Here is a 22,036-nt window from a genome sequence, read left to right as displayed (position 1 = left end):
TAATAAAAGACTTATTATTAATTAGGTGGCCTGGCTTTAATAGTTTTCCCTTTTCCTGTATTCCCTAATCAGAAAAAGTATTAAATAATACTGATTTATCTTACCTGTTACATTGAAAGTCTATCACTAATTTTCGACTGAATAAAACAAAATGCCTGTAATTTCGCACTTTTTCTATAGGGAAAGGTCAGTTGATGAGCTTTTGAATGTAAAATAGTCCGTTATAAGGGAAATGGCCACTTCGATGGCCTTTTCGTCCGGGGATAGCATTGAATGATGCAGGCCATGCTCTGAATTCACTCCCAGCCAGAACATAAAACCGGGTATTTCTTTCAGCATATAACCAAAGTCTTCCCCAGTCATTGCCTCGGTGCATTCATGGACGGTTACACCAGGTTTGGCTGCGGCATAATCCATGAATTCGCGTGTCAGCTTCTGTTCGTTATAAACTTCATGATACATGCTGCCGTAATCGATTACAGCCTCACATTGATATCCGGCCCTGATTCCCTCCACGAGCTGTTCGATCCGCTGCTTTACCTTTTCCATGGAAGAAACCGATAAAGTACGGATCGTCCCTTCTAGTCTGGCCGTTTCCGCAATGATATTTTGTACTGTGCCACCGGTGATTTTCCCAATTGTTATCACGCCTGAGTCGAGAGGGTTTATATTGCGCGAAACGACCGTCTGCAACTGGCTTACGAGGGAACAGGCTGCAACAACCATGTCGTTCGTTTCATGCGGATATGCCGCATGTCCGCCTTTCCCTTTTAAATCAATGAACAGCTCCGAAGTGTTAGCAAACAGCAATCCTTCTTTAAGCGCTATCGTGCCGACAGGATACTCGGGAGCTATATGCAGGGCTGTGATGATATCGGGCTTCCATTCTTTCATAATATCGGTTTTGAGCATCGGCTCCGCTCCCCCGGGCCCTTCTTCAGCTGGTTGGAAAATAAATAACAAGTGGTCGTCGATAGGATGATCAATAAAATGGGTCAATACCCCGAGAGCTATGCTCATGTGAAAATCATGGCCACACGCATGCATAAACGGCTTATGCTTTGATGTAAACGGCAGCCCAGTTTCTTCTTGTATAGGAAGACCATCAATATCCGTGCGATATCCAATCGTTATTGTTGGATTTTCCCCAGGAATTCTTACGAAAATCCCCGTCTTCCATGTCTTAATTTCCAGACGCTTACCCGGAAAACGGTTTAAGTAATCTAAAATATATTTCTGTGTTTTAAATTCCTTAAAACCAGGTTCAGGAATTTCATGTAATTCCCGTCTTATGCTTGAGAAAGGATAAACCTTTGCCATTTTTTGTTCCTCCTATAGATAAGGCGTGGATACGAATCCACGCCTTGTCCAAAGATTATCAAAATGTATTTCCTATTTCCTTATCCTTACGTATACTACGAATCAGTTATTTTTTGAAAAATGTCTAGCTCCGACGCACATGGATAACACGTGTTGACGTCAACGTTCCTTAAAACAAGGCGCGTGCATTTTTCTTATAACTGGCGAAGCTCCTGTTTAATTTCTGTTTTCGATTTGGTTTTCTCATCGATTTCTTTAATTACTCTTGCAGGTGTACCCGCTACCACAGTGTACGGCGGCACATCTTCAATTACGATTGCCCCAGCTGCCACCACTGCCCCTTTACCGATCGTTACTCCTTCAAGGACAACGGCATTTGCGCCGACCAATACTTCATCTTCAACGATGACAGGTTTAGCGGATGGCGGCTCAATTACGCCTGCCAGGACTGCTCCGGCCCCAATATGGCAGTTCTTGCCTACTGTCGCTCTTCCGCCCAGAACCGCGTTCATGTCGATCATTGTACCTTCACCGATAACAGCACCAATATTGATAGAGGCCCCCATCATAATAACGGCATTTTCACCGATATCCACTTGATCACGGATTATCGCACCCGGCTCAATTCTCGCTTTTATCCCTTTTAAGTCAAGCAATGGAATCGCGGAATTTCTGCGATCGTTTTCTACGACATACTCTTCAATGCTTGATTCGTTGGCAGTGAGTGCCTCGCTGATTTCAGCCCATTCACCAAACACCACTCCGGTATTGCCGGTAAAGAAGGTTTTTGCATTTTCGCCAAAGTTGATTCCTTCAAGCTGGCCTTTCAGATAAACCTTTACCGGTGTAGACTTTTTACTGTTCTGAATAAATGAGATGATCTCATTTGCATCCATCATTTTCATGAATATTCCCCCTGCTATGTATAATTGCTATTCTTTAAGTTACCAGACTAAAGGATGTAAAATCAAGTGAGAATCGCTTTTTCTTCCTGCAAAATTTCTAATAGTGATTTATCCCTTCTTATGGATATGTTCCTGAACCACCTCGGTGAACGCTTGTACCTGCTTTAATTGAAAAGAAGATTCATAGCCGCACAGCCATGTATCCCTTTCGAGGGAATGGTTCTGTCCATCATGCAAGGGAATCTTAAAGATATTCTGATCTTTGTCATGGAGCGTGATCGCCGGTAAAATAGCATAGCCGATTCCGTTGAATACCATCTGCTTGCAGGTTTCAATCTGATCGACGACAATCGTATTCTTTGGCGAGGTCTGAAACTGGCGGAACCACCAATCCTGAATTTCCTGATAATAGTTGGAGTCGCTCTTAAACTGGATAAACGGTCGGTCTGTTTCCAATACCTGTGCTAACTGGTCCATTTCTGTATCGACAAGATAAAGTGTATCTTTAAACAGATGCTTCTTAACCCCTTTCCAGTCAGGCGTACCTCTGATGATTCCGATATGGACCTGGCCATCATAAAGCGACTTCAAAATCTCACTGCTCCAGCCTGTTATCAGGGAGATTTTCGCATAAGGATATTTTTGCACGAACTTTTTCAATACCTGCGGCAGCCAGTTCTGTCCTACGATTGAAGCGCAGGCAATCTTCAGTGTTCCATATACTTCATGCTCCATCGCCCGGATGCTTTCTCTTACCTTTTCTTCCTTCTGGATCATTTCATTGGCAAAGCGTATCACCGCTTCTCCCGCCGAGGTCAGAGAAAGCCCTTTTTGCGAACGGAGGAACAGCTTGGTCCCCCATTCCTTTTCAATCGATTGCAGCCTTTGTGACAGGGCTGGCTGTGAAACAAACAGCCTTTCTGCTGCCTTTCTCATATTCATTTCCTGGGCGAGCACTGATAAAAGCTGATATTCGGAAAACGACATATACATCACTGCCTTGATAATTATTTCTTATCATAAAAATTAATTATTTACTAATTTAATTATCAACAATTTGTTCGTATGAAACAGTTAAAATATATTTTGCACACCGTCACCGTTGTGTTAATCCTTCAGCTGCACTACCGGGCAGTGAAAGAAAACATCCGCTTTTTTATCCATTAGCGGCTAATCAAGCCGTCTTATCCTTTTTCGGAAGAAAGAACAACAGCAACAAGCTTACAATAGCAAAAAGAAGAATGATCAAATAAATATTATTCAGCGACTGGGTAAGTCCTTCCTGCAGAACCTCTACCGCCTTGTCCGGCAGCTTGGCCCGTTCTTCACTGTTTAATAATTGATTGGCTGAATCAATGGTTAGCCTTTCCCCAGAGTTATTATGTTTATCCAGGTAGCCCTGAAGCCCCATATTCATGATTCCGCCAAGAAGGGCAGCCCCTACGGTAGTCCCTAGGTTTCTCATGAACATATTGGATGCTGTGGCGATACCTCTTCGCTCCCAGCTTACTGTATTTTGGATCAGCACAATGAACGACGTAGAGGTAAGTCCCATTCCAACACCAACAAAAAACGAACCTAACCCTGCAGCAAAGGGACCTGCATCCTGTGGCATAAACACCAGCACAAGGCTGCCGACAATTAGGGAGAATCCACCCAAAACAGAAGTGGCTTTAAAACCGATTTTCATTAACAGACGCCCCGCAATTGTAGAAGCGATCGGCCAGCCGATAGACATTGCCGTCAATGTGAAACCCGCAACAGTCGGAGACCTTCCCATCACTCCCTGGACGAAGGTTGGCAGAAAGCTAGAAATCCCAATAATCATAACGCCTGTCGTCAATGAAACGATGTTTGCAATCAATATCGACCGATCCTTCCAAATTTCAAAAGGCATCATTGGTTCAATCGTTTTCTTTTCTTGCCTTACGAAAAGGATTAACGCCAATGCCGCAAACAATGCCATCCCGATAATTTGCACAGATGTCCACGGCAGGTGGACCCCGCCTTCGACGAGGATAAGCATGATGGAAGAGATCGCAAGCGTCAGCAGCACAGCACCTTGATAATCTATATCCCGTTTTTTCTTTTCAATATTTTCGTGGAGAAAAAACCACAGTCCTGCCATCGACAGCAGCCCAAGGGGGATGTTGATCCAGAATACAAGCCGCCAGGAAATGGACTGCACGAGAATGCCGCCGAGGACCGGTCCCATTACCGCAGAAATCCCCCACACGCTAGACAAATAACCCTGCACCGGCCCCCGTTCATGCTCCTCATAAATATCGCCGACAATCGTTGAAGCGACCGGAGCCACAGCCCCGGCACCGAATCCCTGAATAAAGCGGTAAATGATAAGCTCCTTCATTGAGCCGGCAAAGCCGCACAGGACCGATCCTATTAAAAATATGATAATTCCGAATATTAAAATCGGCTTCCTGCCAAATATGTCCGACAGTTTCCCATAAATCAAAACCGTAACTGCATTCATTAATAAATAGCCTGAAAACACCCAGCTGTAGAGGGAAAAGCCCCCCAATTCACTTACAATTGCGGGCATGGCCGTTGAAACAATCGTTCCTTCTATCGCACCCATAAACATCGCCAGCATAATTGCCGCCAGGATAAAAGGGCGCTTCGATTTTCTGCTTTCATCTATGTATTCACCAGTCGCTTGTCCCATCCACACTCCCCGCTTTTCGCTAAAAAATAAACCAGCCTCCGAAACGGAGGCTTATGGTAAAACGTAAAATTATCAGATCATACTGCTTTATTTCACTTTTCCTTCTGTGCTGTATACTCTTTTCAGGATGGCTCTTCTGGTCAAGATGCCTTCAAAAACGCCCTCTTCGTTTTCCACACAGACAAACGGATGATCAATCAAGAGTTCAAGTCCCTTTTTCATTTTATCTTCTGTATGGAGCCTCGGGATATTTATATTCATAATCTCAGAAACCTTTTTATTTTCAAGTTCTTCGAATTCTATTCTCTGTAATCCTAAAATAGAATCAAGGATTACCGGTGTACTGATCAATCCATGAAGTTTATACATCGGATCCAGTACAGGAATCGCGGTGTAACCGCTCTTTGTCAAAACCAGAAGCGCGTGCTCTAAATTGTTGGCAACCTGCACGTGTGCAACTCTTTCCGATGGTATTATAAGATCCTTCACGCATGCCTCAAGCAGGTCCCCATCTTGTATACCGATCATTTCAAAACCCCTTACCATATGTTACGCATATTTTTGTACCCTTCTAGTTTATCACAGGAAGGGAAAACTTTCTTGTTTGGGATAACATATGGGAAACAAAAATTAAATGTCGATAAGCATCCGAAGCAGATACAGATTCGTGCTCATCCCTTACTTGTTTCAATATTTCTTTGCTCAAAACCGCAATCGGGGCAATCGTATATAACATTTTGATTTGATTGTGATGTAAGCACTGAGTTCAATTCATGTTCAGCTTTGCATTTAGGACATATCACAACAGGTGTTTCCATATTCATTATACATCCCTCCATGCATAGGGTATGTATGTGTCACCATTTCATACCGACAACCATGAGCGAAAAGCACGGTATTGCAAGCGAAAATATCCTGGAATTAAGCGAAAAAATCGATAATCAAGCGAAAAGTACCCGGAATCAAGCGAAAAAATCGGTAATTAAGCGAAAAGTATAGTCTTTCAAGCGAAAAGCAAAACGCTCAAAAAAAGTTCGGCATTTCCATCGCCCTTCCCATTCAGTGAAAAAACCGTCCAACCAATTAATGGCGGACGGCTTTTTTGAAAGAAGTATAACCTTTTTAACTCTGAAAATGTCTAGACGTTCCTTTTTACAAGGCGCTTCCGCTTTTCTTATTGTTCAGCTCCAGCGCCTAGCCCCTCGAGTCATAAGCCATCTCCCTACAGAAGGCAAAGAGCGCCTTCTTTCGGGATCTGTCTTATGCTTGTCGGACTTGCCGCAGGATGCGCTGACGTCGACGTTCGCCACAGGACGTGGCGGCTATTAGTCGACGTTCCTTTAGAAGGGCGCTTCCGCTTTTCTTATTAGGATTGAAGCAGATCAAAGATTTCAATTGAAATCATATCGACATTATCGAATTGATATTTAGAAGATTTGGTTTTTTCATTGAATACTTCCAATTCGAACATTTCTGTTTTGCTAAAGTATGTAACCTGGCATTTCTTCATTCCATCTATTTCAAAAAAACGCTGGGCTGATTCAGTTTCTTTTGATTGTTCTTGAAGATTTTTCAATCTGGTAAGGATGCCTTGTAACTGAGACACACTACCTCTCCTTTCTAATTAAAACCTTATTCGATAGGTTTCACTATATCATATATTTCTATCCAATAACCATATCGAATTAAATTCAGAATAATTTAACTCGTTTCCTTTACACAGCAATGATTACAGAATAAAATATTGATTATAATTTGTACACGAAATGAAGCTAAGCGGGGGTGTAGTTTTTTGGGGAAAATCAACGAAATTGACGAAAGAATTTTGCTAATAGACGGAAATGATTTAAATCGAAAACTTCGGACAGGAACTTATGTAATAAAGGAGAAAGAGCTAACGATAGTCGAAACATCAGCAAGCCCTTCGGTTCCATATGTGCTTGAGGGACTGTCTGAAGCTGGAATTCAACCGGAAGATATTAAGTACATTATTTTAACACATATCCACCTAGACCACGCAGGCGGGGCAGGTCTGTTTCTGCAAAAATGCCCAAATGCCAAAGTAATTGTACATAAAAAAGGGGCCCGTCATCTTACGGATCCATCCAGACTTATTGCGGGAGCGAAGGCCGTTTACGGTGATGATTTTGAGGCGCTGTTCGATCCGATCATTCCCATTCCTGCTGAGAGGATCATCATAAAGGAACATCTGGAGACACTCTCCATTTCAAAGGAATCAACACTTACCTTTTACGATACACCCGGCCACGCTAACCATCACCTAAGCATTCACGATCACGCCTCGAACGGAATGTTTTCAGGTGATACAGTCGGCATATATTATCGGGAATTGGATCAGAATGGGATTGAATTCTATCTGCCTACCACTTCTCCGAATCAATTTAATCCAGAGGCAATGATTGCGGCTGCAGAATTTTACGAAAACCTGGGAGTCGAAAAGATTTATTTTGGCCATTTTGGTGTTTCGCATCATCCAAAACAGGTATATAAACACTTAAAATACTGGCTGCCTATTTTTATAGAAACCGCCAAATATGCCCATGCATCCCACACGGAATTTGACGAGAAACTTTCTGCTCTTTCCTCAGCCCTGTTTAAGCCAATCCAGGATTATTTGACGCAGAAGGGGGTTCCCGATAACCACCCTGTTTATGAAATTTTAACTCTTGATATACGCGTTTGCTCAATGGGGTTGATTGATTATCTAATGAAACAGGATCAGAAATAATCGATTTATAAGCGGATTCACCTATCAAAATGACATTTTGGTTTATAATGAATGGGAAATGATGAATCAATCTGGAGGTCCGTATGCACAATATTACCGTATATACACAACCCGACTGCCCTCCCTGCAAAATCGTGAAAATGTTCTTGCAGGAATACAATTTGAATTTTACTGAGAAGGATATCAAGGCCGACAAACAAGCCCGCCACGAGTTAACGAATCAGTTCGGTTCATACTCAACTCCGACCGTAGTAATCGACGGCGAAGCTATCATCGGTTTCGATCAGGAAAAATTGAAAAAGAAGCTACAAATTAGCGGCTAAATAAAAAAGAGGCCTTCTATTGATCAATAGAAGGCCTCTTTTTTCTTCGGAAATGCCCGGCAATAATCAAACTGCGAGTGGGATGTATTGCATCAGTGGATGTCATAGTAACTGCAGCAGACAAGCCGGACGTTTCCGACCCTTAATTTTGGACAGTTTCGCCCTTTGCTCTCTCACTCTCATATAAAACATCGGCTGGTTTCGTCTTATATAAAAAAAAGAGATTCCTGATTCGGAACCTCGCAAAAAAACGGCGGCTATTTTAATGACCAATATAAAATGTATCCCAAAACAAATATAAAAAAGATAGCAATGGCCAGGAAAATGGGGTTTCGTAAATAAGGATGATTTTGAACGTTTTCATTAATCTGTGTATCATACTCACCCTTCAACGCCTTTTGTGTTCTTCCAACGCTAACTGTGTATATCAGAGAAACAAGAATGACTCCTATAACAAGGACTGTTAATATCCAGATAAACATGCTCAAGTTCAATTCCTCCAAGCTCTTTTTTGCTTAGAGTAACTCAAGCAGAATGTTTTTATGCCTTTTAAGCAAATTTTAAAACGGGAAAAACAGCGGAATGGCAAAAATCATAAGTATGCCGATTAATATTTGCAATAAAACCCCAATCAGTGCAAAATCCTTATACTTATATTCCCCGGCTGTCATAACTAGTGCATTAGTAGGTGAGGCACCTGGTGTCGAGAATGCCATGGATGCAGCAATAGCGACACATAATAAAAACGGATAGGGACTATAATGCAATGTAACCGCACTTAAGAATGCAATCGGTGCTATCAGGACGGCAGAAGCGGCATTGGAAATGAATTGGCTCAGTATCATGGTCAGCAAGTAAAATCCCGCGAGCATCGCATATGGTCCCAACCCTCCAAGAATATTGTTAAGACCGTTGCTAATAAGCATGGCTCCCCCAGTCTTTTCAAGGGCAGCGGCCATTGCCATCATGGCAGCGAGCAGGAAAACGGATTCCCAGTTTATGTGTTGGTAGGCCTCTTCAATGGACCTGATACAGCCGGTTACGACCATCAGGAAAGCTGCGGTTAATACGGAAATTACCGGAGGCATGACATCGATAGCAAGCATTATAAGCATAAAAGCCATAATACCGCCTGCAATCAGTGCTTTCCCCAGTGGATAAGATTGATCTTTTTCTTCTGGTTCACTGCCGATGACAATGACATCCTGCAGGTCTGCAGAAATTCGGTTAATATTGTCCCATTCCCCATGAATTAAAAGGGCATCTCCCGGTTTCAGCTGTTCTGTACCCACATCTGCCTGAATATATTCCCCTTTGCGATTGATTGCGAGCACGCTGCACTGGTATTTCTCACGGAAATGAACATCCCTGAGCGTCTGGTTTTCATAGTCTGAATGGGGGACAATGAGAATTTCCGTCAGGCCAAATTTGCTGCCAACGAAATGTTTTTTAATCGCCTCAGCATTAAACCTTTTCAGCTCCAGTTCGTAATCCTGAGCCAGCCGTTTTACCGATGCGTCCTCACCGAAAACGAGAATGAAATCGTCTGGATGGAGAACTTCATCAGCATTGACTGAGAAGGGCTGGTTTTTTTGCAACAGCGGAATTTGTATATCTTTCATCTTCCTGGTGATTTCGATGACCGTGATTTCATATTTTACCGGCAGAATAAGGTCGGAAAGTCTTTCCCCGACTATATCCGAATCCGCAGGAATATGAAGATAGCATAAGCGGTCATACACTTTATACATACCGGCCAGCTCTGAAGCAGATATATCTTTTCCGCCCTTATTAGCGGCCACAGTTTCATTCGGAAGCAGTTTCCTGCCAGCCGTCAGCATAAATAGAAGTCCGGCTGCAAGGACAACGAGACCAATCGGTGTAAAATCGAAAACATCAAAGCTGTCAAACCCATTCCTTCCTAAAACATCGTTGACGATCATGTTTGGTGATGTAGATACCAAAGTAAGCACTCCGCCAAGACTGCTCGCATAGGCGAGCGGAAGCAGAAACCTCGATGGGCTCGTCCTCTGTTTAAGAGCCATGCTCGTCACTAAAGGAAGCAGCAAGGCAACAGTCCCCGTTCCGCTGAGAAACCCGCTGAACAAACCGGCTGTAAGCATGACAATAACGAAAAGCTTGCGCTCACTTCCGCCGCTTAAGCCGAGAAAATAACTGCCAAGCCTTTCGGCGAGTCCGCTATTGAATATCCCGGCGCTTACAACATACAATCCGGCAATCATGATTACGATTGGATTGGAAAAGCCTGAAAGGGCCTCATCCACAGTGAGTATCCCCGTTATAGCCAGTGCCATTAAGGCAGTCAGGGCAATAAAATCAGACCTGAATTTACCCTGTATAAACATTGCCGTTGTCACGACAATGATGATAAATGTAAAAAGCATTGACTGCGTCATTCTGTACCCCCAGGTAGATGTTCAATCTCATAGGATATTTTGTCTCTATATTTTAATATCCCTGTCTAATAAAAGTAATGAAGAAAAGTATAATATATTCTTCTTTTTATGTATATTGTTTGTTAGTATGAGGAAGTAACATTTTTTTAGATAGGTTGATAATCTTGGAAAAAAATATATCACGCAGAGCGTTTATAAAAAGAGCTTTCGGAGCAATCCTTGCTGTATCCGGCATCAGCTTTGGCAGCCGGTATTATTGCCACGAAATTGAACCAAAATGGCTCGATATTGCTACTATTTCCATCAGTAACCCCTTAATTCCGAAAGGATTCAACGGGCTCAGAATCGTTCAGTTCAGCGATACCCACCTTGGATTCCAATTCCAATTATCAGACTTGGAGTATGTAACAAGAAAAATCAATGCACTGAACCCTGATGTTATTTTTTTTACCGGAGACCTGATGGACGAACCCAATCAATATCGCTTTCAAAAAGAAATTATCCCTGTCATGAAACAGCTGCAGGCCCCTCTCGGAAAGTTCTGCATTTATGGCAACCATGACCATGGAGGTTACGGTTCGGAAATTTACAGCAGCATCATGCAAAAAGCCGACTTTCAGGTACTGCGCAATTCAAATGCCAACATCTCTTTATTAAATGGAGAGAGCATATACGTGGCAGGCATTGATGACCCGATGCTGGGCCATTACGACTTTGAATCAACCCTTAAGGATATTCCGAAAAAAACCTATACCATCCTGCTTTCGCATGCTCCCGATCTTGCAGATACGTCAACGAAGTATGAAATTCATCTGCAGCTTAGCGGACACAGCCATGGCGGCCAAGTACAGATACCGTTTGCCGGCGCCCTAATAACACCGCCCTTTGCAGAAAAATACAAAGAAGGAACTTTCGAAATAGGTAAATTAAAACTGCATGTAAACAGGGGATTGGGTACGACCCGCCTTCCTTATCGTTTTTTATCCAGGCCTGAAATCACCGTCTATGAGTTACATTCACTGTGAAAAACTGCTGCTGAATTTTTTATCGCGGAATTTTCATACCTTTAAAGTCGTTTCTGCTTCTTCTTAAATTATAGCATTAGCGAGGAAAGGAAAAAACTTCTTTCATTATTTACCTTACTAAGGCGGGCGCAATTTGATGAAGGCAGGACGGCACTTTCCCTATTGCTTTAAAAAGATGAAAAAATGGTATAATATGAAGAGACGAACAAATTTACGAAAGGAGTTACCATATGCGTCAAACAGAAGGGCAAAGTTCCAGCGGGAAATATTCCGTAAATTTTCTTGCACAGGCGATCTTCATTGTCAATAAACATGCAAAAACTGCCCCGGAACCAAAATACCTCTACAATTTAAAGCGGATCTCCCTGGACAAAATGCTCAAGGAAGGCAAAGCCCAAAAAAAAGGGTTACATTTTTCCGACAACCCCAGATTTTCGGCCCAGCAGTCAGATGTCATTATTCAATGCGGTGATTTTATTTTTCATTTGCCTCCAACCAGGGATGACTTAAAGACTTTGCCTCACTTAGGAAGCCGCACAGCACAGGTTCGAAATCCAAAAGCAGCATTATCATTATCCAAAGCTAAACAAATCCTGCAGGAATACGTAGGAAAAGCGGATGATTTAAAAGGGGACAGGACTCCTGCACTAAAGAAAAACCATGCGTACGGTACACGTCAGAAACATACTATCCAAAATCCTTTCCCCTCTACTTTCCTGGGTAAAGGCTTCAAATATTAACACGAAGAGCATTATTATCGGTCAAAAAATATAACAGATTTCAAAAAACTGGTTCTCTTAGCATCAGCTGCTTGAGAGCCAGTTCTTTGGTTTATAGGATATATCGGTCGATTTCCTTGATCAAATCAGCAATCTCAGGTTTGCTGACCTGTGCATCTGCTCCAACAACCTGTCCCTTATGGCGGAGATCCTCGGTAATTAAAGAAGAGAAGATAATCACTGGCAGTCTTCCCAGGCCTGCATGTGCCTTAACTTTCCGAGTAAGATAATGGCCATCCATTTGCGGCATTTCCACATCCGTGATGACCAGCTGAACCTCTGAGGCAATATCTTTCCCGATAGCAAGCAGACCTTCCAAATACTGCAAGGTGTCCCGGCCATTTTCGAAGAATTCAAGGTTCTGAAAGCCGGCTTCTTCCAGTGTATCGTGCAACAGCTTTCTTAAAAGCGGTGAATCTTCAGCAACTACAATGCGTTTATTTGAACGTTCACGCTTCCCCAGTTTCTTTACCTGCTGAATATTGATCCCCGATTCGGGATTGATTTCAACAATCATTTTTTCGAAATCCAACAACAAAATCATTTCGCCATCCCATTTTATCACACCAATGATCTGGTTATCGATTCCTTGATACATTCCCGAGGGTTTTTCGATCTGGCTCCAGGAAATCCGTCGTATCTGGGTTACATAATGGACATGGAAGACAACTTTTTGTTTGTTAAATTCCGTAACGATGAACTTGTCCTCTGAAGGATTTTCAGAAGGAGGGAATTTGAGGGCTTCTGCCATGTTGACTACCGGCAATACTTCTCCCCGTAATTCAATAATACCTTCGATCGTATGATGGGCGTGCGGCACTAAAGTCACCGGTACTGGATTGATGATTTCCTTGACCTTTATGACATTAATACCAAATTTGTTAGCTCCAATTGCAAACTCAACAATTTCTAATTCATTTGTGCCGCTTTCAAGCAATATCTCTCTAGTATTCTCCATTTTATACGCCTTCCTCTGCCTTGCATACTTGGATCGATGTCCTTTTTTCAGGGATTTCATTTTTTTATCAGAATAAATATCCCTATAGTATTTTTCGGCAATTTACAGGATTTTTTTATACTAAATGAATAAACAGGCTCTAATTTAATGAGCCTGCTGTCTCGTTCGTTTCAGTTCTATGAAGCGGGAAAGTGATGAGTACCTTTGTTCCCTTTCCAGGCTCACTTTCATATTCAATGCTCCCATGGTGACTTTGGATGATTGATCTCGTAACCATTACCCCTAAACCCGTCCCCGTTTCCTTTTGTGTATAAAAAGGCTCTCCAATCCTGTCAAGCTGTTGCGTGTCCATTCCTATCCCGTTGTCGGCTATTTCAATCAAGGCGTTACCCCTGGTCTGCGAGACGATGATCATCACCAATCCGTTCGAATGATCTATCGATTCTACTGCATTTTTTATTAGATTATAGAAAACCTGTTTCAGCTTGCTTACATCCCCGTTCAGTTCACATTCCCGCACGATGGAATAAGTAAGATCGACACTATTCATATTGGAAAATGATTTCATCACGTTCATTACATCTTTCATGAGATTTGAAACCAAAAAGGTCTCCCTCTTCTCGGTATTTTGTCTCGCCAGATTTAAATAATCAGAGATGATTGCCTCTGCCCTTGATAATTCTGATAAAACGAGCTGCATATATTCCTTGCTCGTCGTCGATTTATCGTCTTTTTCAATCAGTTGAATAAATCCCCGTACGACAGTTAACGGGTTTCGGACCTCATGGGCCACACTAGCAGCTAATTCACTGACAACGTTCATCTTTTCCGAATTTTCGATTTGAATCCTCATTAATGTATTCTCTACCATATATTCTTCATAAAAAATCATAACCAACAAAATCACTATGTAACAAAGCACGCCGATCAGAAGATTTGAAAACGGAGGTTCAGGTAAGACTGTGCCATTATCTCTGTTAAAATTGAAAATAAAGGTGACTAGATAAAAGAATGCCATGGAAACCGAGCCGATCAGAATGGCAGAGAAGTATTTTTTCTTTTTTGAAAAGCTGCTCCAAAAGTAGGAAAGGAGGAACGGAAGCATATAGTAAAAAGGCACGATAATTAAGGAAAGCTGCAAGACCTTCCCCCCCAACAACAAACGGACGGTACAAGTCAGCAGTACCAGCAGAAAAGCATAGTTCCTTCCACAATACAAAAAAGCAAATATAATCACTAAAGAACGAAAATCATACGAGACTCCATCCACACTCGCAACTGGGAAAGTCATGCTCAGGATTGCAGCAACAGCCAGAAGCAAAAACCTATGAAATTGATTTTGCCGGTTATTCGGGAAATGATTCAATTTCCCAAAGAAGCCGTGATAAAGGAATACCGGCATTATAATGATTAAAAAATGCAGGAATAAATTCTCCAAATTTAACATTTTACCATTCCTCAAAAAATGATATTTAAGATAATTATACAACTCCTTTATCACAAAATATTGATGAAACTGTAAAAAACTTAATGTTTAACCAGAAAACCGGAGTTCTTTACAAAAAAATCCCGTTTTACTTCCGAGCTCTTCTTTACTTTCTGACAACTAATGTACCAGCGCCAGAGACTTTTCGATAAACTCCGAAAGCCCTTTCGATTTACCTCCTATTTTTCCGTCTTCCCTTCCCCATACGGAGCCAGCCTTTTTTGACAAAATAAAGGAACATGCAAACTCCGATTCCTAGCATTACTGAGAGAACCCCATAATAGCCATATTTCCAATGAAGCTCTGGCATATTTTCAAAGTTCATCCCGTATACTCCGGCCACAAAAGTAAGCGGCATGAATATGGTCGTGATCACTGTCAACGTCATCATGATTGTGTTCATATTATTCGAATTCAGCGATAAATAGCTGTCCCTGATATCTGAAGAAAAGTCGCGATAGGATTCGATCATTTCCACGAGCTTTAATAAATGATCATGCACATCATTGAAATAAAGATGCTGCTCCATTAACTGCCCGAGCCTCTCAGAATTAATCATCCGATATAACAAATCCCTCATCGGCAGGATGGTCCGACGCATTTTCGATAGCTCCGCCCTTAAATCAAAAAGCCGATCCATCAGTTGGCCAATCGATTCATCCTTTGTATTATCTTCAATTGTGTTCAATTCGCCTTCTATTTGATAAATAAGCGGAAAATATTCATCGACCATTTTGTCAATTAGTGTATGCATTAAGAAAAAAGGCCCTTTAATAGAGGAAGCTAGCTGTTCTATTCGCTCCCATGTATTTTCAAGTTCTGTTAACGGCTGTTTATGAAAGGTCACGATAAACTCTTCATTCACGAACATATCAAGCTCCACTGCCTGGTGTTTTCCCTGCTGAAGCGCGTGCACGACCAAAAATTGATAATTTTTATAAAAATCGATTTTCGGACGTTGATTGAAATCATCCATACAGTCCTCAATGGCAAGCGGATGAAATTCAAAAAAACTTGACAACAACCTAACCTCATCGGGATCAGGCTGGTAAAAATCTGTCCAAAACCACTTGACATCTTCCTGCCTTAGATCTTCTAAGGGCACATTATAAAAAATTTCTCCCTGATTGTTTATGACACATGTCCTTATCACGATTAATTACCCCGCTGATTGATATTCTTTTTACACGTTCCTTTGCTCTATTATGACATTATACCCGCTAATGGCAGGCAATGAAAATAACACTCTAATTTGAGAGGGAATTTCATGGTTATTTTTTTCATGGACTTCTGATGTAGTGTAAAATAGACGAAAGAAAGAAGGAGGAAGAAGGAATGGAACATTTGCTCAATCCACGTGTTAAAGACATTGAAATATCAGGAATCAGAAAATTTTACAATATGGTTGCCCACATAGAAGATGTGATTTCCTTGACAATTGGCCAACCTGATTTTCCCACACCCGATCATATAAAAATAGCCGCCAAACGAGCGATCGATGAAAACTTTACCGTCTATACGCACAATGCCGGCTTTATCGAGCTTAGAGAAGCAGCGTCGCGTTATTTCAGCAAAAAGTATCGTCTCAGTTACAATGCTGGAGATGAAATTATCGTCACCGCCGGAGCCAGTGAAGCGATTGATATTATCTTTCGCACGATTTTAACGGCTGATGCAGAAGTCATTCTCCCGGGACCTGTGTATCCCGGTTACGAACCGATCATCAAGCTATGCGGTGCGAAACCTGTATTCGCGGACACAACCGGCAGCGGATTCAAGCTTACCGCTGACATTCTCAAACGATACATAACAGAAAAAACAAGATGCATTGTGCTGCCCTACCCTTCGAATCCGACTGGTGTGACCCTGTCGGCGGAAGAACTCAAAGCTATCGCTGAATTGATTAAGGATAAGGATATATTTGTTCTCGCCGATGAAATTTACAGTGAATTGGTATACGACCAAAAACATACCTCGATTGCTTCTTATATCAGGGAGCAGACGATCGTGATTAACGGGCTCTCGAAATCCCATTCGATGACTGGCTGGAGAATTGGGTTTATTTTGGCCCCGGCGGCAATTTGCAAACATATCCTTAAAGTCCACCAGTATAACGTAACATGTGCTGCCTCAGTGTCCCAGAAAGCAGCGCTTGCCGCCTTGACAACGGGGTTCGATGATGCGATAGGTATGAAAGAAGAGTATATAAAGAGACGGGAATACGTATTCCAAAGATTGACTGAAATGAACGTACAGGTCGTTAAACCGGACGGGGCCTTTTATTTCTTCGTAAAACTTCCGGATGGCTTTAACAGCTCGCTGCAATTCTGCCTGGAGCTCGTCGAAAAAGCAAAGGTTGCCGTCGTGCCCGGCGATGCGTTTTCACCGCTTGGCGAAGGATACTTCCGGATTTCTTATGCTTACTCTATGGATACACTGAAAACCGCGATGGACCGGATCGAAGCTTTTTTAGTGTAATTTAGAAAAGCGCAAGCGTCCCTTTAAAAGGACCGTCTCTTAAAGCAACGGATTTTCTAGAACACTGAAAAACGCCTGGATAATTATCCAGGCGTTTTTTACGTACAAATTTATTTTTTCTAGAATAATACCGCATCACTATATATCTGCCACCTACATCAATACAGCTTCCGCAAAAAACGGACTTCGCGGTACCCTTCATCCTTATTGGTAGTCGTTACACTTACTTCGACAATGGAACCTTTTAAAGAAGTAAGGATTTCTTCAAACTCCCTTGCTGAGCACGGCTTGGAATATCCTAAATTCTTAAGCTCTCTCATCAGAATTTGAAATCCGCCATCTGTTTCAATATGGCTGAATTTAGATGGCAATATAAGTGGACTTTCGTTCATTAATTTAAGTTCCCACCTGATCGGTTTCATATTATGGCCCGTCTTTTCGCGGCGGAAACTTTCAATCCTGACGATATATTTGCCATCCTCCAGCTCCTGAAATTTCTCGTTTATATCATCAAATAAGTCCATACACCGTCCCCCTTACGAAAGGTTTAGTAAAACCTATTCATAAAAGAGGGAGCTTATACCCTAATATCCTTGATTACTTCCAGTGTTTGTATAGAGCCTGTGTGCCACTGTATGCTTCCCCTGCTTCAGCAAGCTGTTCATACAAAGATTTTGCAAGCGAAAGCCCAGGTGCGTCCATGCCCATTTTTTCCGCTTCTTCGAGGGCGATATTCATATCTTTAATAAAATGCTTAATAAAAAAGCCCGGTTCAAAATCACCCTTCACCATTCTTGGTGCAAGATTCGATAACGACCAGCTACCTGCTGCCCCGGATGATATTGTTTGCAATACTTTTTCAGGATCCAAACCTGCTTTCTTTGCGTAAACAACCGCTTCGCTGACCCCAATCATATTAGATGCAATCGCAATTTGGTTGCACATTTTTGTATGCTGACCTGCGCCGGCAGGCCCCTGGTAAACAATGTTACTTCCGATAATTTCCAATAGCGGTGTAACGGCTTCAAAATCAGCCTCAGCACCTCCAGCCATGATCGCCAATCTTGCCTCTCTTGCGCCTATATCGCCTCCTGAAACAGGGGCATCGATTGAATGCATGCCTTTATTCTTCGCCTCAGTGAAAATCCTTTCGGCAAGGGATGGAGTCGATGTGGTCATGTCAATTAAATATGTATCTTCGTTGCCGTTCTGGATGATGCCTTCGCTGCCAAAGTAAATGCCCTCCACATCACGCTGATCTCCAACAATCGAAAAGATCACATTAGCTTTCTGAGCCATTTCCCTCGGAGAATCCGCCCACTGCGCTCCTTTATTCAGCAGTTCTTGCGCTTTCTCCTTTGACCGGTTGTAAACAACCATTCTGTACCTCGCGTCAAGCAGATGGCCTGCCATGCTTTTCCCCATGACGCCTGTACCAATAAAACCGATAGTTGTATTCTCTTTATTTAAATCCATCTTGTTCACTCCTATTGCAGATTTTTCACAAGTAAGCAAGAACAGGCGTGTTCAGCATATCTTCGGTGAAGCCTGGATCGTTTAGATCGATTTTACCATCCCGCCGTCAACAAGAAAGGCGCTGCCTGTCATATACGTATTGGCATTAGAGACAAGAAAGGTAACCACCCTCGCAAATTCCTCTGGCTTTCCATAACGGCCAAGGGGGATTCTTTCCTTCATCCCTTCTTCCACTTTCTCGATGGAAACGCCTTTTTTCTCTGCATTTACTCCATCTAGATGGCGGACACGATCAGTCGCAATCCGGCCAGGTGCCACGGTATTGATGAGGATTCCATATTCGGCAAGCTCATCAGCCAGCGTTTTTGATAACCCAACAATTGCTGTCCGAAATGTGTTTGATAAAATCAAACCAGGGATTGGTTCTTTTATAGAAGAAGAAGCAATATTAATAATTTTGCCGCCATGCTGCTTTAGATGAGGCAGACATTCACGGATAGTCCGAATATAGCTTAAGAGATTCAGTTCAAAAGAACTCTGCCAGTCATCATCCGTCATTTGTTCAAATGACCCTGCTGGAGGCCCGCCGGCATTATTGACAAGGATATCAATCCCGCCAAATTCAGCTGCCGCTTTCTCAACCATTGCTTTAATATCTGCAGGGTTCTTAACATCTGCACGGGAGTACATAATACGGCCTTTAGCGATCTCTGAAAGCTCTGCTTGAACGGTGGCTAATTTGTCTTCATCACGGCTTACAATCAGGACATTAGCTCCCTCTTTCAGTAATTCAGCTGCGATTGCCTTTCCCAAACCCTGGCTGGATGCTACAACGATCGCATTTTTCCCTTGTAATTGATAATCCATTTTCCATACTCCCTTCGTTTCTAGTTTCACATTGTTTTTAGAAAATTGCCTTAATAGTATCATTATACCTTTTCATATGAAAATGTGTAGATTAATCGTTTATTAACGGGGAACAGCAAAAAAACCGGCTGAGAGAACTCAAGCCGGCTAAAAAAAAGGGGGAAATAAGAATGTCAGCTGCTTTAACTGGGCAAAACAACTGTGCATATTCTAGATATACCCCCTCGTAAAGATCACAAAACCTCTTTTGAAAAAAACTAAAAAGTCCTTTTCTAATTAATTATCTAATGTGTTGTATCTGGTTCCACATTCTTATACTTGATGACATCCGACAAAACACGTTAAAAAACGGCTGAATTACCAATGTAGTAATTCAGCCATTTTTTTATTTTATAGCTTTATTTACAGCTTCTCTAACAGCCTCATTTGTATCCATGGCCAAAACAGATTCAGCCAGGCTTTCCATATCGGCTTTCGACAATTTACTGATGAGCGAGCGTGCCTTTAGGATTGAAGTTGCACTCATCGAAAATTCATCTAAACCAAGGCCTAACAAGACAGGAATGGCTGTTTCATCACCGGCCATCTCACCGCACATACCTGCCCATTTTCCTTGTTTATGAGCGGCAACAATGACCATTTTAACAAGGCGCAGGATTGCTGGATTATACGGCTGGTACAAATAAGAAACCCGTTCGTTCATCCGGTCTGCGGCCATGGTGTATTGAATCAAATCATTGGTCCCGATACTGAAAAAATCGACTTCTTTCGCAAACGTATCTGCCATAACGGCCGTAGAAGGAATTTCAACCATAATGCCGACTTCTATCTGATCCGATACCTGGGTTCCCTCTGCAACGAGTTTCTGCTTTTCTTCTTCTAGAATCTCTTTGGCCTGACGGAATTCCCCAAGTGTCGCAATCATCGGGAACATGATTTTCAGGTTTCCTGACTTGCTGGCACGAAGTAATGCGCGTAACTGGGTCCGAAATATATCCTGTTCTTCAAGGCATAGTCGAATCGCACGGAACCCGAGGAACGGATTCATTTCTTTAGGAAGATTTAAATAAGGAAGCTCCTTGTCTCCGCCGATATCCAGGGTGCGGACGACAACCGGTTTTCCTTCCATGCCTTCAAGGACCGCTTTGTATGCTTCAAACTGCTCGTCCTCGGTCGGCAGCTGGTCTCTTCCCATGTACAGGAACTCTGTACGGTAAAGGCCAATCCCTTCTCCGCCATTGTTAACAACACCTTCTAAATCCTTTGGCGTGCCAATGTTGGCCGCAAGTTCAACATGATGTCCGTCAGCTGAAACTGTTTTTTCGTTAACAAGCTTACTCCATTCAGCCTTTTGCAGTTCATGGGCAGCCGCTTGCTCTTTATATTTTTGAATTAGCTCAGGAGTCGGGTTAATATGGACTTCACCATTTAGACCGTCCACGATTACCATATCTCCATTTTGAATCGTGGAAGTCGCTTCTTTTGTTCCTACGACCGCAGGAATTTCCATAGAACGGGCCATGATTGCGGAATGGGAAGTACGCCCGCCCACATCAGTCGTAAAGCCTCTGACATACTCGCGGTTTAATTGCGCGGTATCTGATGGCGTTAAATCCTCGGCAACGATGACTACTTCTTCCTGAATCATGTTGGGGTTGGGAATCTGGACGCCAAGAAGATGGGAAAGAATACGTTTTGTTACGTCACGAATGTCGGCAGCACGTTCTCTCATATATTCATTATCCATTTGTTCAAACATGGCGACAAACATATCCGCCGTATCTTTCAGGGCAAACTCCGCATTTATGCTTTCAGATTTGATCTTTTCCTCGATTGGTCCCAGCAATTCGGGGTCACTAACAACTAATAGGTGAGCATCAAAAATAGCCGCTTTATCGGCCCCCAAATCTTTTTCTGCTTTATCCCGGATAATCTGCAATTCGGATTTTGAAGTTTCCACCGCTTTTTGAAATCTGGACGCTTCTTCTTCAGGTGATTCAATCGTTTGCTTCGACACCGATAAATCCGGTTCAATTAACCGGTAAGCTTTTGCAATCGCATATCCGTTTGACGCGGCAATGCCGTTTAATAATGTAGACATTATTCAGCTAAACCTTCTTTTTTCAAAGTTTCTTCAAGCGTATTCAACGCGTCCTGCTCGTCGCTTCCCTGAGCTGAGATCGTAATCTCTGCATCTTTGCCGACACCAAGTGACATGACGCCCATGATGGATTTAAGATTAACTTTTTTCCCTTTGTACTCAAGATTGATTTCAGAATCGAACTTTCCTGCAGCCTGTACAAGCAAAGTGGCCGGGCGTGCATGGATTCCTGTTTCTGCGATTACTTTAAAAGACTTTTCTGCCATGTTAGTCATTCTCCTTACCAATAATTTGATGAAGCTTTGTCTTACCTTTTATTTATAGAATTTTTAATATGTTCATTATTCCCTGCTTGGGAAAATTCTATTTTTTAAAAAAAGAAAAACAGTCTTTGGAAACGTATCACATTTCACTATTACAATTTACCGAATAAATGTTTTCAAATCAAATAAAAGAATCCGTGTCTGTA

The 22,036-nt window shown here is 42.3% G+C and carries 21 protein-coding genes; 5 read left to right on the top strand and 16 right to left on the bottom strand.

Annotation, left to right across the window (positions count from 1 at the left end):
• Window positions 1–174: 174 nt before the first annotated feature.
• The 7 genes from ELQ35_RS08005 to ELQ35_RS07980 all read right to left on the bottom strand — a co-directional run bounded on the left by ELQ35_RS08005 (window position 175) and on the right by ELQ35_RS07980 (window position 6,514).
• Entirely contained in the window at window positions 175–1,320 is a 1,146-nt protein-coding gene (locus ELQ35_RS08005; RefSeq protein ID WP_126864294.1) for an N-acetyldiaminopimelate deacetylase, read from the bottom strand.
• A gap of 194 nt (window positions 1,321–1,514) precedes the next feature.
• Window positions 1,515–2,225 (bottom strand): 2,3,4,5-tetrahydropyridine-2,6-dicarboxylate N-acetyltransferase, encoded by a 711-nt coding sequence (gene dapD, locus ELQ35_RS08000; RefSeq protein ID WP_126864293.1) that lies wholly within the window; start codon window positions 2,223–2,225, stop codon window positions 1,515–1,517.
• Between the two features lie 108 nt (window positions 2,226–2,333).
• Window positions 2,334–3,212 (bottom strand): transcriptional regulator CcpC, encoded by an 879-nt coding sequence (locus ELQ35_RS07995; RefSeq protein ID WP_126864292.1) that lies wholly within the window; start codon window positions 3,210–3,212, stop codon window positions 2,334–2,336.
• A 187-nt stretch (window positions 3,213–3,399) separates the two neighbouring features.
• Window positions 3,400–4,908, bottom strand: coding sequence for an MDR family MFS transporter (locus ELQ35_RS07990; protein WP_126864291.1), 1,509 nt, complete (start codon window positions 4,906–4,908; stop codon window positions 3,400–3,402).
• A gap of 87 nt (window positions 4,909–4,995) precedes the next feature.
• On the bottom strand, window positions 4,996–5,436 hold the full coding sequence (gene cbpB, locus ELQ35_RS07985; RefSeq protein ID WP_126864290.1) for a cyclic-di-AMP-binding protein CbpB: 441 nt from the start codon (window positions 5,434–5,436) through the stop codon (window positions 4,996–4,998).
• A gap of 143 nt (window positions 5,437–5,579) precedes the next feature.
• The gene (locus tag ELQ35_RS22555) at window positions 5,580–5,732 is read right to left on the bottom strand and encodes a hypothetical protein (RefSeq protein ID WP_185861716.1); all 153 of its coding nucleotides are present in this window, start codon (window positions 5,730–5,732) and stop codon (window positions 5,580–5,582) included.
• A gap of 542 nt (window positions 5,733–6,274) precedes the next feature.
• On the bottom strand, window positions 6,275–6,514 hold the full coding sequence (locus tag ELQ35_RS07980; RefSeq protein ID WP_126864289.1) for a DUF1797 family protein: 240 nt from the start codon (window positions 6,512–6,514) through the stop codon (window positions 6,275–6,277).
• Between the two features lie 186 nt (window positions 6,515–6,700).
• On the opposite strand from ELQ35_RS07980, the gene ELQ35_RS07975 reads away from it, so the two are divergent.
• Window positions 6,701–7,657 carry an MBL fold metallo-hydrolase gene (locus ELQ35_RS07975; protein ID WP_126864288.1) on the top strand — a complete coding sequence of 319 codons (957 nt, stop codon included), beginning with the start codon at window positions 6,701–6,703 and terminating at the stop codon, window positions 7,655–7,657.
• Between the two features lie 83 nt (window positions 7,658–7,740).
• Window positions 7,741–7,980: a glutaredoxin family protein gene (locus ELQ35_RS07970; RefSeq protein ID WP_126864287.1), complete on the top strand. Its 240-nt coding sequence runs from the start codon at window positions 7,741–7,743 to the stop codon at window positions 7,978–7,980.
• A 560-nt stretch (window positions 7,981–8,540) separates the two neighbouring features.
• Here the strand turns inward: ELQ35_RS07970 and ELQ35_RS07960 are convergent.
• On the bottom strand, window positions 8,541–10,397 hold the full coding sequence (locus ELQ35_RS07960) for an SLC13 family permease (protein ID WP_126864286.1): 1,857 nt from the start codon (window positions 10,395–10,397) through the stop codon (window positions 8,541–8,543).
• A gap of 164 nt (window positions 10,398–10,561) precedes the next feature.
• On the opposite strand from ELQ35_RS07960, the gene ELQ35_RS07955 reads away from it, so the two are divergent.
• Together ELQ35_RS07955 and ELQ35_RS07950 are read left to right on the top strand one after the other, a co-directional pair.
• Entirely contained in the window at window positions 10,562–11,422 is an 861-nt protein-coding gene (locus tag ELQ35_RS07955) for a metallophosphoesterase (RefSeq protein ID WP_126864285.1), read from the top strand.
• 230 nt (window positions 11,423–11,652) lie between these two features.
• Entirely contained in the window at window positions 11,653–12,162 is a 510-nt protein-coding gene (locus ELQ35_RS07950; protein ID WP_126864284.1) for a YkyB family protein, read from the top strand.
• A gap of 91 nt (window positions 12,163–12,253) precedes the next feature.
• On the opposite strand, the gene ELQ35_RS07945 is transcribed toward ELQ35_RS07950, so the two are convergent.
• From ELQ35_RS07945 to corA, 3 genes are all read right to left on the bottom strand, one after another.
• Complete coding sequence (locus tag ELQ35_RS07945) at window positions 12,254–13,159, bottom strand: chemotaxis protein (protein WP_126864283.1); 906 nt, start codon at window positions 13,157–13,159, stop codon at window positions 12,254–12,256.
• 139 nt (window positions 13,160–13,298) lie between these two features.
• Entirely contained in the window at window positions 13,299–14,606 is a 1,308-nt protein-coding gene (locus ELQ35_RS07940; protein ID WP_126864282.1) for an ATP-binding protein, read from the bottom strand.
• Window positions 14,607–14,817: 211 nt separating this feature from the next.
• Window positions 14,818–15,798: a magnesium/cobalt transporter CorA gene (gene corA / locus ELQ35_RS07935; RefSeq protein WP_126864281.1), complete on the bottom strand. Its 981-nt coding sequence runs from the start codon at window positions 15,796–15,798 to the stop codon at window positions 14,818–14,820.
• A gap of 182 nt (window positions 15,799–15,980) precedes the next feature.
• Between corA and ELQ35_RS07930 the strand changes: the two genes are divergently transcribed.
• Complete coding sequence (locus ELQ35_RS07930) at window positions 15,981–17,123, top strand: aminotransferase A (RefSeq protein WP_126864280.1); 1,143 nt, start codon at window positions 15,981–15,983, stop codon at window positions 17,121–17,123.
• A 158-nt stretch (window positions 17,124–17,281) separates the two neighbouring features.
• On the opposite strand, the gene ELQ35_RS07925 is transcribed toward ELQ35_RS07930, so the two are convergent.
• The 5 genes from ELQ35_RS07925 to ELQ35_RS07905 all read right to left on the bottom strand — a co-directional run bounded on the left by ELQ35_RS07925 (window position 17,282) and on the right by ELQ35_RS07905 (window position 21,833).
• Window positions 17,282–17,647 carry a hypothetical protein gene (locus tag ELQ35_RS07925; protein ID WP_126864279.1) on the bottom strand — a complete coding sequence of 122 codons (366 nt, stop codon included), beginning with the start codon at window positions 17,645–17,647 and terminating at the stop codon, window positions 17,282–17,284.
• 73 nt (window positions 17,648–17,720) lie between these two features.
• Window positions 17,721–18,599: an NAD(P)-dependent oxidoreductase gene (locus ELQ35_RS07920; RefSeq protein ID WP_126864278.1), complete on the bottom strand. Its 879-nt coding sequence runs from the start codon at window positions 18,597–18,599 to the stop codon at window positions 17,721–17,723.
• Window positions 18,600–18,680: 81 nt separating this feature from the next.
• Window positions 18,681–19,466, bottom strand: coding sequence for an SDR family oxidoreductase (locus ELQ35_RS07915; RefSeq protein WP_126864277.1), 786 nt, complete (start codon window positions 19,464–19,466; stop codon window positions 18,681–18,683).
• Window positions 19,467–19,851: 385 nt separating this feature from the next.
• Window positions 19,852–21,567 carry a phosphoenolpyruvate--protein phosphotransferase gene (gene ptsP / locus ELQ35_RS07910; RefSeq protein WP_126864276.1) on the bottom strand — a complete coding sequence of 572 codons (1,716 nt, stop codon included), beginning with the start codon at window positions 21,565–21,567 and terminating at the stop codon, window positions 19,852–19,854.
• Entirely contained in the window at window positions 21,567–21,833 is a 267-nt protein-coding gene (locus ELQ35_RS07905; RefSeq protein ID WP_126864275.1) for a phosphocarrier protein HPr, read from the bottom strand. The genes ptsP and ELQ35_RS07905 overlap by 1 nt, the downstream gene beginning before the upstream one ends.
• Window positions 21,834–22,036 lie beyond the last annotated feature (203 nt).

It is taken from the genome of Peribacillus cavernae (assembly GCF_003989135.1).
GTDB lineage: Bacteria > Bacillota > Bacilli > Bacillales > DSM-1321 > Peribacillus > Peribacillus cavernae.
This window is presented reverse-complemented; position numbering and strand designations above follow the sequence as displayed.

What these genes read in the sequence shown, in the direction of transcription:
- ELQ35_RS07915 (WP_126864277.1), bottom strand. Translation starts at nt 19,466, where the DNA reads ATGGATTATCAATTACAAGGGAAAAATGCGATCGTTGTAGCATCCAGC.
- ELQ35_RS22555 (WP_185861716.1), bottom strand. Translation starts at nt 5,732, where the DNA reads ATGAATATGGAAACACCTGTTGTGATATGTCCTAAATGCAAAGCTGAA.
- ELQ35_RS07970 (WP_126864287.1), top strand. Translation starts at nt 7,741, where the DNA reads ATGCACAATATTACCGTATATACACAACCCGACTGCCCTCCCTGCAAA.
- ptsP (WP_126864276.1), bottom strand. Translation starts at nt 21,567, where the DNA reads ATGTCTACATTATTAAACGGCATTGCCGCGTCAAACGGATATGCGATT.
- ELQ35_RS07945 (WP_126864283.1), bottom strand. Translation starts at nt 13,159, where the DNA reads ATGGAGAATACTAGAGAGATATTGCTTGAAAGCGGCACAAATGAATTA.
- ELQ35_RS07960 (WP_126864286.1), bottom strand. Translation starts at nt 10,397, where the DNA reads ATGACGCAGTCAATGCTTTTTACATTTATCATCATTGTCGTGACAACG.
- ELQ35_RS07930 (WP_126864280.1), top strand. Translation starts at nt 15,981, where the DNA reads ATGGAACATTTGCTCAATCCACGTGTTAAAGACATTGAAATATCAGGA.
- cbpB (WP_126864290.1), bottom strand. Translation starts at nt 5,436, where the DNA reads ATGATCGGTATACAAGATGGGGACCTGCTTGAGGCATGCGTGAAGGAT.
- ELQ35_RS07940 (WP_126864282.1), bottom strand. Translation starts at nt 14,606, where the DNA reads ATGTTAAATTTGGAGAATTTATTCCTGCATTTTTTAATCATTATAATG.
- ELQ35_RS07920 (WP_126864278.1), bottom strand. Translation starts at nt 18,599, where the DNA reads ATGGATTTAAATAAAGAGAATACAACTATCGGTTTTATTGGTACAGGC.
- dapD (WP_126864293.1), bottom strand. Translation starts at nt 2,225, where the DNA reads ATGAAAATGATGGATGCAAATGAGATCATCTCATTTATTCAGAACAGT.
- ELQ35_RS07990 (WP_126864291.1), bottom strand. Translation starts at nt 4,908, where the DNA reads ATGGGACAAGCGACTGGTGAATACATAGATGAAAGCAGAAAATCGAAG.
- ELQ35_RS08005 (WP_126864294.1), bottom strand. Translation starts at nt 1,320, where the DNA reads ATGGCAAAGGTTTATCCTTTCTCAAGCATAAGACGGGAATTACATGAA.
- ELQ35_RS07950 (WP_126864284.1), top strand. Translation starts at nt 11,653, where the DNA reads ATGCGTCAAACAGAAGGGCAAAGTTCCAGCGGGAAATATTCCGTAAAT.
- ELQ35_RS07925 (WP_126864279.1), bottom strand. Translation starts at nt 17,647, where the DNA reads ATGGACTTATTTGATGATATAAACGAGAAATTTCAGGAGCTGGAGGAT.
- ELQ35_RS07995 (WP_126864292.1), bottom strand. Translation starts at nt 3,212, where the DNA reads ATGTCGTTTTCCGAATATCAGCTTTTATCAGTGCTCGCCCAGGAAATG.
- ELQ35_RS07905 (WP_126864275.1), bottom strand. Translation starts at nt 21,833, where the DNA reads ATGGCAGAAAAGTCTTTTAAAGTAATCGCAGAAACAGGAATCCATGCA.